Origin of the sequence: Streptomyces zhaozhouensis (genome assembly GCF_900230195.1) — a bacterium.
GTDB classification, from domain to species: Bacteria; Actinomycetota; Actinomycetes; order Streptomycetales; family Streptomycetaceae; genus Streptomyces; species Streptomyces zhaozhouensis.
Genome location: NZ_OCNE01000001.1, coordinates 644,361 through 658,550, shown reverse-complemented (window position 1 = coordinate 658,550; position 14,190 = coordinate 644,361). Strand labels below are relative to the sequence as shown.

Sequence of the window (14,190 nt, the reverse complement as noted above, 5' to 3'; positions counted from 1 at the left end):
TCCCGGCTGAGCACACTGTGCGCTATGGCTCTCCCCCGACCGCGCTCGCTGGCCGGCCAGCTCTTCGCCATGCAGGTCCTGCTGGTGGCGCTGGTCGTCGCGGGCTGCGCGGTCTTCACCTACCTCAACACCCGCGACCAGGCGGAGGAGGCGGCGCGCACCGAGGTGACCGTGGTCGCGCGGACCATCGCGGACGCCCCCTCCGTGCTCTCCGCGCTCGACTCGGACGACCCGAGCGCCGCCCTCCAGCCCTACGCCGAGCAGGTGCGCCGGGACACCGGCATCACGTTCGTCACCATCATGCGTCCCGACGGGGAGCGGCTCACCCATCCCAATCCGGAGCTGATCGGAGAGTCGTTTCTCGGCCACACTGAGCCGGCTCTTCGTGGAGAGACCTTCACGGAGTCCTACACCGGCACCCTCGGCCCCTCGACGCGGGTGGTCACCCCCGTCTGGTCGGACGACGAGATCGTGGCGCTGGTGAGCGCGGGGCTGGCCGTCGAGACCATAGGGCGTCGGGTCGCCGACCAGGTCAGCGGCCTGCTGATGGTGGCGGGCGGGGCGCTGGCGCTGGGCGGGGTCGGCACCTGGGCCGTCAACGCCAGGCTGCGTCGGCACACCCACGGCATGAACGCGGCCGAATTGAGCCGGATCTACGACTACCACCAGGCGACGCTGCGCGCGTTGCGGGAGGGGCTGTTGCTGCTGGACGGGACTGGCCGGATCGCGCTGGCCAACGACGCGGCGCTGGAGCTGCTCGGGCTGCCCGACGAACCGGTCGGCCGAACCCCCGAGGAGCTGGACCTCTCCGGCGAGCTGGTCGCCACCCTCCGGGCCGAGGGCCCTCTGGTGGACGAGGTGCGGGTCACCGAGGACCGGGTGCTCCTCGTCAACGCGGCGCCGGTCTCGGGCGGCAGCAGGCGGGGCACGGTTGTAACGCTGCGCGATCACACAGAGCTACAGGAGCTGGCCGGGGAGCTCGACTCGGCGCTGGCGTTCACCGACGCGCTGCGCGCCCAGGCGCACGAGGCCGCCAACCGGCTGCACGCCGTGGTGGCGCTGATAGAGCTGGGGCGGGCGGACGAGGCGGTGGAGTTCGCCACCGCCGAGCTGGAGCTGGCCCAGGCGCTGACCGACCGGGTGGTGGACGCGGTGGCCGAACCGGTCCTCGCCGCCTTGCTGTTGGGAAAGGTGTCGCAGGCCAACGAGCGCGGCGTCGAGCTGCTGCTGACCGACGACAGCAGGATCGACGACGGCGTGCTGCCCCGCGCGCTGCCGCCGCGCGACCTGGTGACCATCCTGGGCAACCTGATCGACAACGCCATGGAGGCCGCGATGGAGTCCGCACGGGAGCGCGCGGCAGCCGAGAGCGCCCGTGAGAGCACCCCGCGCGCCGGCGCGCGGGTGTGGGTGCGGGCGCGCGCCGACGCGCACGAACTGCTGCTGGAGGTGAGCGACTCCGGCGGCGGGCTGCGCGCGGAGAGCGCGGAGGCCGCGTTCGACTGGGGCTGGTCGACCAAGCCGGCCGGGGACCGGTCGCGCGGCCCGCGCGGCGTCGGACTGGCCCTGGTGCGCCAGGCGGTCCGTCGCAACCGGGGGACGGTCGAGGTCTCCCGCGCGGCGACGGGCGGAGCACGGTTCACCGTTCGGCTGCCGCTGCGGGTGGGGGTCGCGTGACCGGATCCGGGGGCGAACCGGCGCCGGTGCGGGTGCTGGTCGTCGAGGACGAGCCGCTGGCCGCCGAGGCGCATCGCGGCTATGTGGAGCGGGTGCCCGGCTTCGTCGTCAGCGGGGTCGCCCGTTCCGGCGCGGAGGCGGCGCGGCTGCTGGCCACCACGGAGGTCGATCTGCTGCTGCTCGACCTCTACCTGCCCGACGGCCACGGGCTGCGGCTGGTGCGGGCGCTGCGCGGCGCCGGGCACGCCGTGGACGTGATCGCGGTGACCTCGGCCCGCGACCTGACGGTGGTGCGGGAGGGGGTCTCGCTCGGGGTCGTGCACTACGTCCTCAAGCCCTTCACCTTCGCCACGCTCCGTGACCGGCTCGTGCGCTACGCGGCGTTCCGCCAGGCCGAGGGGGAGGCGGGCGGGCAGGAGGAGGTGGACCGCACGCTGGCGGCGCTGCGTTCCCCGGTGGCCGCCGCGCTGCCCAAGGGGTTGAGCCAGCACACGCTGGAATCGGTCATCGAGGCGCTGCGCGCCGCCCCCGAGGGGTTGACGGCGACGGTCGCGGCCGGGCGCGTGGGGGTCTCACGGATCACCGCGCGACGGTATCTGGAACATCTGGTGGCGACCGCGCGCGCCCTCCGTGCGCCCCGCTACGGCGGGGTGGGCCGGCCGGAGCTGTGTTACCGCTGGCTGGATGAGGAGGGTGAGCATGGGGTGGCGGAGTGGTAACCGGGTGAGGTCAACGGCGCCTGCTATGGGGAGGATTCAGCGGATTCGACAGTGGCCAGTTATGTGCCCAATCCACTGACACCACCGGTCGCGCGGCCTAACGTGACTTACGTCCGTCCTCGGATCTTCGTGAGGCTCCGCGTTCCCCCCTGCGCCCCCGGGCGCCGGGCGAGCCCACGGCGAGCCGGAAGGCGGACCCAAGGGGGGTAGCCGCTCGCACGTCTGAGCCGTGTGCGGCATCCCTCGGGCCAGTCCGCGCCTGACCCCGACGGGGGTCGCGAGAGGAGAAACCCATGTCGCTCGATGTCTCACCGGCGTTACTGGAACAGGCCGAGCGGGGCGAGGTCGACGAGAAGGAGTTCGTCGACTGCGTCCGCACCTCCCTGCCCTTCGCCTGGGACATGATCAGCAACCTGGTCACCCGACTCCAGGTCGACGGCGGGGAGTTCGCCGACAACACCACACCACCACCGGACGAACAGGCGCGCGGACAGCTGCTGCGCGCCCTCGCCAGCGACGCCATCAGGGGTGCCCTCGAACGGCACTTCGGCGTCCGCCTGGCCTTCCAGAACTGCCACCGGGTCGCCGTCTTCCCGCTCGACACGTCGAGCGACGAGCGGCACGCCCGGTTCACCTCCATCCGCGGTCAGATCCTCAACCAGTCCCCGGTGCTGCGCGACTGCTGAGCACGGAGACCCCGGTCGCTGCCGCCTCCTTCCCCGCGTGTCCGGGGAGGAGCGGCAGCACGTCCTCCGCGAGCCGGCGCACGTTCCGCTCCGTGGCCGCGGTCTCGCCCGAGCCCTCGACCATCAGCGCGAAGCGGGTGATGCCCGTGCGCTCGCTGGTCGACGCGAGCCGGTCGGCGCAGAGCTGGGGGTCGCCCACCGGGTGCAGCTCGCACAGCAGCTCCGTGTAGGCGCGCGGGTCGCGCATGGCGCGCGGGCCGCCGTCCAGGGTCTGGTGCGCCGAGAGCCCCTGCCGCAGCCAGCCGGGCAGCGAGCGGCGCAGCGTCTGCACGGCCTCCGACTGGCTGTCCCCGACCTGCCCCACGCCCGCCGCCACATGGTCGGCCGCGCGCACCGCCTCCGGGGGCAGCCCCGCCTGCGTCGCCGTGGACCGCCACAGCGCCACCATCTCGGCCTTCTCCGCGTCCCCGATGTGCATCCCCAGCAGCATCGGCAGCCCGCGCCGCGCCGCCAGGCGCACGGTCGCCGGCGAGGTGCACGCCACCACGACGGGCGGCGGCGGGTCGGACTCCTCGCCCGGCCTGGGCACCACCGGCACCGAACGGAAGCGGTAGCGCTCCCCGTCCGCGTCCACCGCCGGCTGCGTCAGCCACCGCAGCAGCAGGTCGAGCGACTCGGGGAAGTCCCGCTCCAGCGCCTCCCTGCCCGTGCCGAAGACCTCCAGGTCGACCCAGGGGCCGCCGCGCCCCACGCCGAGGGTGAAGCGGCCGCCCGAGGTCAGATGGAGCAGTGTCGCCTGCTCGCCGAGGGCCACCGGGTGCTGCGTGGAGAGCACGCTGATCGCGGTCCCGACCCCGATCCGGCGGGTGCGGCCGAGCAGCAGGGCGGCCAGGGTGGTCGCCGACGGGCACAGTCCGTAGGGAACGAAGTGGTGTTCGGCGAGCCAGACGGTGTCCAGCCCCACCTCGTCGGCCGTCTCGGCGGAGCGGACCGCCCGGTCGAGTGCCTCCCGCTGGCCCTGACCCGGAAACTGACCGGCCAGCACAAATGTCCCTATCCGTATGGTCGTCATCGCTTCCGCCCTCCTCGCGCGCCCGGACGGGCTCGCCGTGACCTGCCTGGTTCCGCGTCTCCCCATGGGCCTTAACGCGTGACACGTGCCAAAGGCACGGGACGGCGGCAGGTTTTTCCGATGATCACCAATTGACCGTCGGGAGGGCGGGTGAGTGCCCCGCGTAAACTCGTTTGCGTCGCCCGGCCCCCTGTGCTCCGCGTCCTCCCGGCGCGTGACCGCCGGGCCGGCCGCCCGCCAGCCGAACCGCCGAGCCAGGTCGAGGTGTTCCGTGTCCCCCCGTCGCAACCGCCCCCGCGGTCGTCAGCAGCCCCCCACGGGCGGTGAGGGCCCCCGCGAGTACGGTCTGGAGCGCACCGACGAGTGGCGCGGCGAGGAGTGGGTCGTGCGCGGGGTCACCGGCGCCGCGGCGGCCAAGCACTACCGCTGCCCCGGCTGCGACCAGGAGATCCCGCCGGGCGTCCCGCACGTGGTGAGCTGGCCGAGGATGGGCGCGGTCGAGGACCGCAGGCACTGGCACCGCGCCTGCTGGAACGCGAGGGACCGCAGGGGCGTGCGGCCCCCGCGGTCCCGGAACGCACCGCGCTACTGAGCCCGTCGCCGCACGGGCCCCGTGCCGCGGTTCGGACGTCGGTCGCCTCGGGTCAGACGTCGGTGGTGGTCAGGCGCGCCAGCGCCGCGATCGTCGCGGCGGCCGTCACCCCGGCCAGCAGCCCCAGCATGGTCCAGCCGGAGCCCGGCTCGCCGACCATCGGGATGCGGAACATCGACGCCAGCCCGTTCAGCGGCGAGTACTCGATCAGCGCGTCCCGCAGGTCCCGCAGGCTCTCCCCGGCCATGAAGAGCGCGGCGATCAGCGGCACCAGCACCACGCCCAGCATGGTGCTGATCGCCCCCGCCGAGTGCCGCAGCAGGGTGCCGACGGCGAGCGCCAGCAGGCCGAGCAGCGCCACGTACAGCGAGGCGCCAAGAGTGGCGTCGACCCAGTGGCCGGTCGTGGCCACGATCTCGCCGTTCTCGATCGACCCCTCCATGTCGGGGTTGTCGTACTCGTAGGCGGGCACGGTCTGGTCGCTCAGCATCGAGGAGTGGATCAACGCGGTGAGCCCGGTCGAGGCCAGCGTCACCGTGAACGAGAGCGCGAAGAAGACCAGCGCCTTGGCGACCAGCACCCGGGAGCGCCGGGGGCTGGCGGTCAGCGTGGTGCGGATCATGCCCGTCCCGTACTCGGAGGTGATCACGAGCACCCCGAGACTGATCACGCAGAGCTGGCCGAACATCAGGCCGAAGAAGCCGCCGGCGAGCAGCGGCATCCCCACGTAGTCGTCCGTGCTCAGCGCGGCGGCGAAGATCAGGCCGATCCCGACCGTCAGCAGCACGGTCAGCGCCAACGTCCAGACCGTGGAACGCACGGTGCGGATCTTGGTCCACTCCGAGACCAGGGCGTGCCCGAGATGCGTCCGCACCATCGGAAGCGACGAGCCGCCCGCCGGCGCCTGCCCCTGCCACTCCTGCTGCCGCTGCCCGGGAACCTGCGGCGGCGCCTGCGGCGGGAACGGCTGCTGCCCCGGCGCCTGCTGGGGCGGAGCCTGCTGGGACGGGACGTGCTGCGGAACGTGCTGGGGCGGCGGCGGAGTCGTCATCGGGCGTCCTCGGGGCGGTACGGGGCGGCGGCCTGGTGCGAAGCGTGCGGTGGGTGCGGCGGGGCGGCGTGCGCCGGCGGGGGCGCGCCGTAGCCGCCGAGCGGCGGCGGGGCGTAGCCGCCCTGCGGGCCCGCCGGCTGCTGCCAGCCGCCCGGCACCTGCTGCGGCGGCGCCTGGAGCCCGGAACGCTGGTCGTCGCTGGAGCGGTAGTCCACCGCGCCCTGCGTCATGCGCATGTACGCCTCCTCCAGCGAGGCGTGGTGCGGCGACAGCTCCCACAGCCGGACGTCGGCCGCGTGCGCCAACTCGCTGATGCGCGGCAGCTCGACGCCCGTGACCTTGAGCGTCCCCTCCGGCTCGGCCAGCACCTGGCCGCCGGCCTCGGCCAGGGCCCGCACCAGCTTCTCGCGCCCCGCCTCGTCCCCGTCGGGCGTGCGCACGCGCGCGAAGCCGGTGGAGTTCTGCTCGATGAACGCGCGCACCGGCAGGTCCGCCATCAACTGGCCCCGGCCGATCACGATCAGATGGTCGGCGGTCTGAGCCATCTCGCTCATCAGATGGCTGGAGACGAACACCGTCCGTCCCTCACTCGCCAATCTCCGCATCAACTCGCGCACCCAGCGGATGCCCTCCGGGTCGAGCCCGTTGACCGGCTCGTCGAAGAGCAGCACCTGCGGGTCGCCCAGCAGGGCCGCCGCGATGCCCAGTCGCTGGCCCATGCCCAGCGAGAAGCCCTTGGAACGCTTCCTGGCCACCTGCGTCAGCCCCACCACGTCCAGCACCTCGTCGACGCGCCGCGCCGGGATCCCGGAGAGCTGCGCCAGACACAGCAGGTGCGCCCGCGCGCTGCGCCCCCCGTGCTTGGCGTTGGCATCCAGCAGCGCCCCGACCAGCCGAGGGGCGTTGGGAAGCTGGTGGTACTGGTGGCCGCCGATGGTGACCGACCCGTTGGTGGGGGCGTCCAGGCCCAGGATCATCCGCATGGTGGTCGACTTCCCGGCGCCGTTGGGGCCGAGAAACCCGGTGACCTTGCCGGGTTGCACCCGGAAGTTCAGGTTGTAGACGGCCGTCTTCGAGCCGTAGCTCTTGGTCAGGCCGGTTGCCTCGATCATCGGGGCCTTCCTTTGTGGATACCTTCGGTTCAGCCGGGGGAGGAAACGAAGCTCCCGCGGAGCAGGGCAGGGAAACCTCGGGATCCGTCTCACGTTCGCCTCGCCGGGGCACCCGCGCGGGCTCCGCACCGCGCCCCTGTTCGGCAGACCCTAGTATCAAACGCTCACCAGTACACAAACTCTGCGCGGTGAGGGCGCCCGCCCCTCGGAGACGGCGGTGCCCGTCAGGCGTCGCGGTGGCGGAGGACGAGCCAGCCGGCGAGGACGGCCGCGGCGACCCAGGCGAGCATGATGAGCAGACCGGTCCAGGGGCCGTAGGGCCAGCCGCCGGTGTCGACGACCGCCATCGCGCGGGAGCCGGCCTGGTCGGGGAGGTAGTCGCCGATCTTCTCGGTCGCCGGGACGTTGGCCAGGATGTTGGAGATCATGAAGAAGAACGGGATCTGCACCCCGAACGACAGCAGCGGGCTGCGCAGCACCCACGTCAGCCCCATCGCGAAGAGCGCGATCAGCCCCATGTAGAGGCCGGTGCCGAAGACCGCGCGCAGCACGCCGGGCTCCGAGAGGTCGGTGCGGTGGTCGCCGAGCGCCAACTGGCCCAGCAGGAACGAGGCGAAGGCCGTCACCATCCCGACCGCCAGCGCCAGCGCGGTGGCCACCGCCAGCTTGGCGACGAGGAGTCGGCCACGCACCGGCACCGCCGACAGGGAGGAGCGGATCATGCCGGTGCTGTACTCGTTGGCGACCACCAGGATGCCGAAGGCGATCATCGCCAGCTGCCCCAGCTGGGTCCCGGAGAAGCTGATGAACGTCGGGTCGAAGGTCAGCCGGTCCTCGCGGGCGAGGTCGTCGAAGGTGTTGTTGAGCAGCGCGCTGATCAGCACGCCCAGCGCCACCGTGACCACCAGCGCGCTGACCAGGGTCCAGAGCGTGGCACGGACGGTGCGGATCTTGGTCCACTCCGAGAGCAGGACCCGGGACATGGGGGACACGGCTCAGCCCTCCTCGGCGCCGACATGCGCCTGGTACTCGACGGACTGGCTGGTCAGCCGCATGAACGCCTCCTCAAGTGAGGCCCGGTGGTGCCCGAGCTCGTGGAGGACCAGGCGGCGGTCGGCGGCCAGTTCGCCGACCGCCGCGGTCCGGTCGCCCTCCAGCTCCCACGCGCCCTCGGCGCCCGGGTCGCGGGAGGGCACCGCGTCGAGCCCGGCATGGGTGAGCGCGTCCAGCAGCCCCTCGCGGTCGGGGGAGCGGACACGCGTGTAGGAACGCGCGTTCTCCTCGATAAAGCCGGCCATCGACGTGTCGGCCAACAGCTGCCCCTGCCCGATCACGATCAAATGGTCGGCGGTCAGAGCCATTTCACTCATCAAATGGCTCGACACAAAGACAGTTCGGCCTTCGGACGCCAGTCTCCTGATCAGATTCCGAACCCAGTGAATGCCTTCGGGGTCGAGTCCGTTCACCGGTTCGTCGAAGATCAGAATGCGCGGATCGCCGAGCAACGCGCTCGCGATGCCGAGGCGTTGCCCCATGCCCAGCGAGAAGCCCTTGGGGCGCCGGGTCCCCACCGCGCCCAGACCCACCAGGTCGAGCACCTCGCCCACCCGCCGCCTGGGGATGCCGTTGCTCTGCGCCAGGCACAGCAGATGGTGGTACGCGGTCCGCCCCGGGTGGACGGATCTGGCCTCCAGCAGCGCGCCGACCACCGTCAACGGGTCGATCAGCCGCGCGTACGGCCTTCCCTCCACCAGCGCGCGGCCGGCCGTGGGACGGTCCAGGCCGAGGATCATCCGCATCGTGGTGGACTTGCCGGCGCCGTTGGGGCCGAGGAAGCCCGTGACCAGACCGGGCCTGATCACACAGGTCAGCTCCCGCACCGCCGTCTTGAGTCCGTACCGCTTGGTCAGTCCCGACAGCTCGATCATGTCCACGACGCTAGAACGGGCCAGGGCCCGCCGCCCGTGGACGGCGGCGGGCCCTGGCCCGTTGGAGTGAGCGGCGGCTCAGCGGGACTGCTGGGCGGGAACGCCCTGGCTCAGCCCCTCGTCGCCGTCGTCCGTGTCGCCCAGCGTCGCGGCCGCCACCTGGGCGCCGGTCAGCGTGGCCAGCATCTCGCGGACGTTGGTCAGCTGGGCGTTGATGCTGTCCCTGCGGTTGGTCAGGGCGGCCAGCTCGCGCTCGGACTCGCTGCGGATGCGGTCGGCCTTGGCGTTGGCGTCCGCCACGATGTCCTCGGCCTGGCGCTGCGCCGTCTCCACCGTCTGGCGGGCCCTGCGCTCGGCGTCCGTACGGAGCTTCTCCGCCTCCAGACGCAGCTGCTCGGCACGGTGCTCGATCTCCGCCAGCCGCTTCTCGGCCTTGGCCTGACGCGAGGCCAGGTCGCGCTCGGACTGCTCCCGGCGCTTGGCCAGGTTGGTCTCGAAGTCGGCCGCGGCCTGGGCCGCCTTGGCGCGGGTGTCCTCGAAGAGGGCGTCCGCCTCCTCGCGCTTGGCCTGGGCGTCCTTCTCGGCCTCGGCGCGGGTCGCCGACGCCTCACCCTCGGCCTTCTCGACGATCCGGACGCCGTCTTCCTCGGCCTTGGCCTTGCGCTCGGCCGCGTACGCCTCGGCGTCGTTCCGCACCTGCTGGGCCGCGCCCTCGGCGAGCTCGCGGTGCTGCTCGGCCGACCTGCGGGCCTCCTCGCGCAGGTCCTTCGCCTCCTCCTCGGCGAGGCGCAGGATCTTCTCCACGCGCGCGCCGAGACCGGCGTAGGAGGGCTCGGAGTCGTTGATCTGGGCCTGGGCGTTCTGGGTTTCGAGGTGCAGTTCCTCGATCCGCTTCTCCAGGGAGGTGATGCGCGCCAACGCGCCGTCGCGATCCGCGACGAGCTTGGAGATGCGGTCCTCCACCTGCCCGCGGTCGTAGCCACGCCGAACGAGCTCGAAGCCGAATGGGGAAGAGGAAGTGTCGCTCATGGGGTTCCTGTCGATTCAGACGGGTGAGTGAGTAGGGGATCGGGGCTTGGCGTTCTGCGCTTCGAGGTCCTGGCTCCCAACCAAGGTGAAACGTCGGTCGATTCGGAACGGGGTGCGTGCCTCGGAGGCTTCATCCTAGGGGGCATAACGGCGTGTCTTCGAGCGGATCTCAGCACTCTGTGGAGAATGTTCGCCGCTTCCGCCCATCGTGACGGTGAGTCGTGCGCACGCGCGTGCGACTCAGGCGCCGGGGCGCTTCCCGCCCGGCCGTCCGGAGCCGGCGCCGGCGGCGGCCGTGACCGAACCGGGCTGCCCCTTGCCGGACTTGGCGGACCCGGAAGGCTTGGGCGCCTCGAACCCCTCCAACGCCTCCAGGACGTCCTGCACGCGGGAGATCTCGGCGTTGATGTCCTCGCGCCTCCGGGCCAGCTGCTCCAGCTCACGCTTGCCCTCCTCGACCATGCGCGTCGCCTCCCGCTCGGCCTGGACGCGGGCCTCCCGCGCCTCGGCGAGGGTCGCCGTCCGCTGTAGCTCCGTCTCCTTCAGCAGCGCCTCGGCCTTGCGCACGGCGGCGACACGGACCTTGCCCGCCTCGGCATTGGCGTCGGCCGTGATCTTGGCGGCGGCCTCCCTGGCCTCCTCGCGCTGCTCCTCGGCCGCGCGCATCAGCTTGTCGACCCGCTCGCCGGCCGCCCTGGCCTGCTCGGCGGACTCCCGCCTGGCCCGGTCGTGCAGCTCCTCGACCTCGGCCTCGACCCGCGTGCGCAGCTCCTCCGCGCGCCCCCGGATCGCCGACGCGTCCCGACGGGCCTCCTCCAGCAGCGTGTTGGCGTCGGCGCGCGCACGCTCCACCGTCTCCTGGCCGTTGGCCTTCGCCTCGGCGAGAAGACGCTCGGACTCCTTGCGGGCGGCCGAGACCATGCTGTCGGCCCGCTTCTCCGCCTCGGCGGTCAGCCGCTGCGACTCCTCCGTGGCCCTGGCGACCAGCTGGTCCGCCTGCTCGGCCGCCTCGGCGCGGCGGCGGGACGCGTCCTCGCGCGCCTCGTCGCGTGCCGCCTCGGCCTCGGCGCGGAGCCGTTCGCCCTCCTCCGTGGCCCTGGCGACCAGCTGGTCCGCCTGCTCGGCGGCCTCGGCGCGGCGGCGCGAGGCGTCCTTGCGGGCGCCGTCCAGCACCGCCTCGGCCTCGGCGCGCACCCGCTCCGACTCCGCCTCCGCCTCCCGGCGCCTGGCCTCGGCGTCGGCGATCGCCTCCGTGACGGTCCGCTCGGCGAGCGCGGCGGCGGCCTCCTTCTCTTCCGCCGACTCGCGCAGCACCCGCGCCGCGGCCCGCTCGGCCTCGGCGCGGTGGGCCGCGATCTCGGCCTCGGCCTCCTCGCGCAGCCCGGAGACCGAGTCCCGCACCTGCTGCGCCTTGTGCTCGGCGGCCGAGACCAGCGTCTCGGCGCGCCGCTCCGCCTCGTCGAGCCGGGTGCGGGCGTCGGCCAGCAGCTCCTCGCTCTGCTCGTGCGCCTGCGAACGCTCCTGGTGGGCCGCGTCCCGCGCCTCGGCCAGCAGCGTCTCGCCCTTGGCCCGCAGCCGGGCCGCCTCCTCCTGCGCGGCGGCCAGCGCCTCGGCCGCCTCGCCCGCGGTCCGCTCGGCCGCCGCCGCCGCGTCGGCCCGCGCGCGGTCGGCCGCCGCGGCGGCCTCCTCGCGCAGCCGGTCCGCCTCGGCGAGCGCCTCGCCGCGCAGCCTGACGGCCAACTCCTCGCCCTCGACCCGGGCCTTGGCCGCGTCCGCCGTCGCCTCGGCCCGCATCTCCTCGGCCGAACGCTCCGCCTGCTCCGTCAGGGTCCTGACGCGCTCCGCCGTCTCGGCCCGCAGCTGCTCGGCCGCCTCGTGCGCCTCGGCGCGCGACCGCTCCGCCTCCGCCCTGGCCTCGGCCAGCTCCGCCTCCGCCGACGCCAGACGCTCGGCCGCCTCGGTGCGCAGTCGCTCCAACTCGTCGGCCGCCGCCTCCCGTTCGGCCCGGCCGGCCTCCCTGGCCTCCTCGCGCAGCCGCGCCGCGGCCTCCTTGGCCTCGGCCCCCACCCTCTCGGCGGCCTCGGCGGCCTCCTCGCGCAGTTGGTCGGCCTCGCCGCGCGCCTTGCGCAGCGCCTGCTCGGCCTGGTTGCGCAGGGTGGTGGCGCGTTCGATGGCCTCGGTGCGGACCCGCTCGCTCTCGGTGGTCGCGGCCGAACGCAGCTCCTCCGCGTCGGCCTTGGCCTGGGTCAGCAGCTCCTCGGCGCTGGCCGCCGCCTGCTCGATCTGGGAGACCGTCTCGCGGCGGGCCTCCGCCCTGATCCGCTCGCCCTCCTCGACGGCCTCGGCCCGCAGCTGCTCGGCCTCGCCGCGCAACCGCCGCGCCTCCTCCTGCAGTTCGACGGTCTTGGCGCGGTAGTCGGCGGTGTCGTCCTTCGCGGCGCCGCGCAGTTGCTCGGCCGTCTCGTGGGCCTCGGCGCGCAGCCGGTCGGCCTCGGCCTCCGCCTCGGCGCGCAGCCGCTCGGCCTCCTCGGTCGCGGCCTTGGTCGTCGCCTTGGCCTCGCCCGCCGCCTTGTTGAGTACCTCCTCGGCGGTGCGCGCCGCCTCGGCCAACTGCGCCGCGTACTCCTCGGCCGAGCGGGACCGCGCGTCCTCCGCCGCCTCCGCCAGCAGCTGCTCGGCCCGCGCCTTCGCCTCGTCCAGCGCGTTCTGCGCCTCGGTCCTGCGGCGCTCGGCGTCGGCCGTCGCCTCGCTGACCATGCGGGCGACCTCGGCCTTCGCGGTCGCGGTGCGCTGCTGGTACTCGTTCTCCGCGTCGGCGCGGCGCCGCTCGGACTCCTCGGCGGCCTCCGCGCGCAGCCTGTCGGCCTCCTCGCGGGCGAGCCGCAGCGCGGTCTCCGCCTCGGCGGCGCGCTCCTCGGCCTTCCGCACCAGCGCGGCGGCCTCGCGCCGGCCGGTCTCCGCCTCCTCCGCGGTGGAGCTGCGCAGCCGCTCCGCGTGGTCGGCGGCCTCGTCGGCCTGCGCGGACGCGGCGGACACCAGCCGCTCGGCGTCGGCGCGCGCCCGGCGCAGCAGCTCCTCGGCCTCGGCCCTGGCGGCCTCGGCGTCGCTGACCAGCCGCTGCCTGGCCTCCTCGGTCAGCCGGGCGGCCTCGGCCCTGGCCTGGCTGACGGTCCGTTCCGCCTCGGTCCTGGTCTCCTCGATCAGCCGCCTGGCCTGCGACTCGCTGCGGGCGCGCAACTGCTCGGCCCAGGCGACGTTCTCGTTGACGTGGGTCTCGACGGTGGAACGGCGCTGCGCCAGCTCCTCGTCCAGCCGCTGGCGGCGGTTGACCGCCTCGGCGTGCAGCTCGGCCTCCATGCGGGCGCGCTGCTCGGACTGCTCCTGGAGCACCTGCTGGGTGCGCGCCCGCGCCTCGCGCAGCTCGCGCTCGGCGTCGGCGCGCAGTTGGTCGGCCTGGTGCTGGGCCGAACGCAGCACCTGCTCGGCGTGTGACGTGGCGTCGCCGTAGACCGGACGCACCGCCAGCGCACGGCGGACCTCGTGCAGCTTGGCGCGCAGGACCTCGACCTGGTAGCCGAGGTCGTCGGCGTGGTCGACCGCCTTGTCCCGCTCCTTCTTGAGCCGGTCCATCTCGGCTTCGAGTCGCGAGAGGTGGTCGTCAGCCTGGTAGGCGTCGTAGCCCCGCACCGTGCGGCCCCATCCGTCCCCTGGTCGTGGTAAAGCTGATCCGGTCGTCGGCGAACACGGGACGAGAAGTGCCCCAAAGCCCCGGCTGGGCCACTCTACCGGCCTGGGAGCCTTGCGTCAGTGGGCCTCAGGTTCCGCTGAGGTCTCGGTCGGCGCCGAGGTGACCAGTTCGGTGAGCACGCCGTGACAGTCCTTGGGGTGGAGAAAGGTGATCCGCGAACCCATCGAGCCGCGCCTCGGCTGGTCGTAGAGGACCCGCACGCCCTTGTCCCTGATCGCTTCCGCTTCGCCGTCGACGTCGGCCGTGCCGAAGGCGATGTGGTGCACGCCCTCGCCGTTCTTGGCGAGCCACTTGGCGACGGGCGAGTCGTCCCGGACCGGCTCCAGCAGCTGGAGCCAGGTGGCGCCCCCGTCGTCGGTGCCGTTGACCCTGAGCATGGCCTCGCGTACGCCCTGCTCCTCGTTGACCTCGGAGTGGTGCACCTCGAAGCCGTAGGTGGTCCGGTAGAACTCGACGGTCGCCTCGAGGTCGAAGCAGGCGATCCCGATGTGGTCGATGCGCGTCAACATGCTCCCAGTGCACAGGGTTTGGCACCGATCGCGCAACGTGCCCACGGTCACAGGCGGGCGCGGGTGA

At 73.4% G+C, this 14,190-nt stretch carries 12 protein-coding genes; 4 read left to right on the top strand and 8 right to left on the bottom strand.

Annotated features, from left to right (window positions below):
• Positions 1 to 24 precede the first annotated feature (24 nt).
• The 3 genes from CRP51_RS02935 to CRP51_RS02925 all read left to right on the top strand — a co-directional run bounded on the left by CRP51_RS02935 (position 25) and on the right by CRP51_RS02925 (position 3,082).
• Entirely contained in the window at positions 25 to 1,677 is a 1,653-nt protein-coding gene (locus CRP51_RS02935; protein WP_097229318.1) for a sensor histidine kinase, read from the top strand.
• On the top strand, positions 1,674 to 2,396 hold the full coding sequence (locus CRP51_RS02930) for a response regulator (RefSeq protein WP_097229317.1): 723 nt from the start codon (positions 1,674 to 1,676) through the stop codon (positions 2,394 to 2,396). The genes CRP51_RS02935 and CRP51_RS02930 overlap by 4 nt, the downstream gene beginning before the upstream one ends.
• 293 nt (positions 2,397 to 2,689) lie before the next feature.
• The gene (locus CRP51_RS02925) at positions 2,690 to 3,082 is read left to right on the top strand and encodes an SCO5389 family protein (RefSeq protein ID WP_097229316.1); all 393 of its coding nucleotides are present in this window, start codon (positions 2,690 to 2,692) and stop codon (positions 3,080 to 3,082) included.
• On the opposite strand, the gene CRP51_RS02920 is transcribed toward CRP51_RS02925, so the two are convergent.
• The gene (locus CRP51_RS02920; protein WP_097229443.1) at positions 3,051 to 4,145 is read right to left on the bottom strand and encodes an LLM class flavin-dependent oxidoreductase; all 1,095 of its coding nucleotides are present in this window, start codon (positions 4,143 to 4,145) and stop codon (positions 3,051 to 3,053) included. The genes CRP51_RS02925 and CRP51_RS02920 overlap by 32 nt on opposite strands.
• 280 nt (positions 4,146 to 4,425) lie before the next feature.
• Here CRP51_RS02920 and CRP51_RS02915 point away from each other — a divergent pair, with 280 nt between their 5' ends.
• Complete coding sequence (locus CRP51_RS02915) at positions 4,426 to 4,746, top strand: Rv1322 family protein (RefSeq protein WP_097229315.1); 321 nt, start codon at positions 4,426 to 4,428, stop codon at positions 4,744 to 4,746.
• Between the two features lie 52 nt (positions 4,747 to 4,798).
• Here CRP51_RS02915 and CRP51_RS02910 read toward each other — a convergent pair whose 3' ends face one another.
• From CRP51_RS02910 to mce, 7 genes are all read right to left on the bottom strand, one after another.
• Positions 4,799 to 5,797 (bottom strand): ABC-2 transporter permease family protein, encoded by a 999-nt coding sequence (locus CRP51_RS02910; RefSeq protein WP_097229314.1) that lies wholly within the window; start codon positions 5,795 to 5,797, stop codon positions 4,799 to 4,801.
• Positions 5,794 to 6,909, bottom strand: coding sequence for an ABC transporter ATP-binding protein (locus CRP51_RS02905; protein WP_097229313.1), 1,116 nt, complete (start codon positions 6,907 to 6,909; stop codon positions 5,794 to 5,796). Before CRP51_RS02905 ends, CRP51_RS02910 begins: the two co-directional genes overlap by 4 nt.
• Before the next feature lie 224 nt (positions 6,910 to 7,133).
• Positions 7,134 to 7,892 (bottom strand): ABC transporter permease, encoded by a 759-nt coding sequence (locus CRP51_RS02900; RefSeq protein WP_097229312.1) that lies wholly within the window; start codon positions 7,890 to 7,892, stop codon positions 7,134 to 7,136.
• Positions 7,893 to 7,904: 12 nt separating this feature from the next.
• Positions 7,905 to 8,837 (bottom strand): ATP-binding cassette domain-containing protein, encoded by a 933-nt coding sequence (locus CRP51_RS02895; protein WP_097229311.1) that lies wholly within the window; start codon positions 8,835 to 8,837, stop codon positions 7,905 to 7,907.
• Between the two features lie 78 nt (positions 8,838 to 8,915).
• Entirely contained in the window at positions 8,916 to 9,866 is a 951-nt protein-coding gene (locus tag CRP51_RS02890; RefSeq protein WP_097229310.1) for a coiled-coil domain-containing protein, read from the bottom strand.
• A gap of 240 nt (positions 9,867 to 10,106) precedes the next feature.
• Positions 10,107 to 13,553, bottom strand: coding sequence for a polarized growth protein Scy-related protein (locus CRP51_RS02885; RefSeq protein ID WP_097229309.1), 3,447 nt, complete (start codon positions 13,551 to 13,553; stop codon positions 10,107 to 10,109).
• A 117-nt stretch (positions 13,554 to 13,670) separates the two neighbouring features.
• Positions 13,671 to 14,123, bottom strand: a complete 453-nt coding sequence (mce, locus tag CRP51_RS02880) for a methylmalonyl-CoA epimerase (RefSeq protein WP_097229308.1) — start codon at positions 14,121 to 14,123, stop codon at positions 13,671 to 13,673.
• Positions 14,124 to 14,190: the final 67 nt, after the last annotated feature.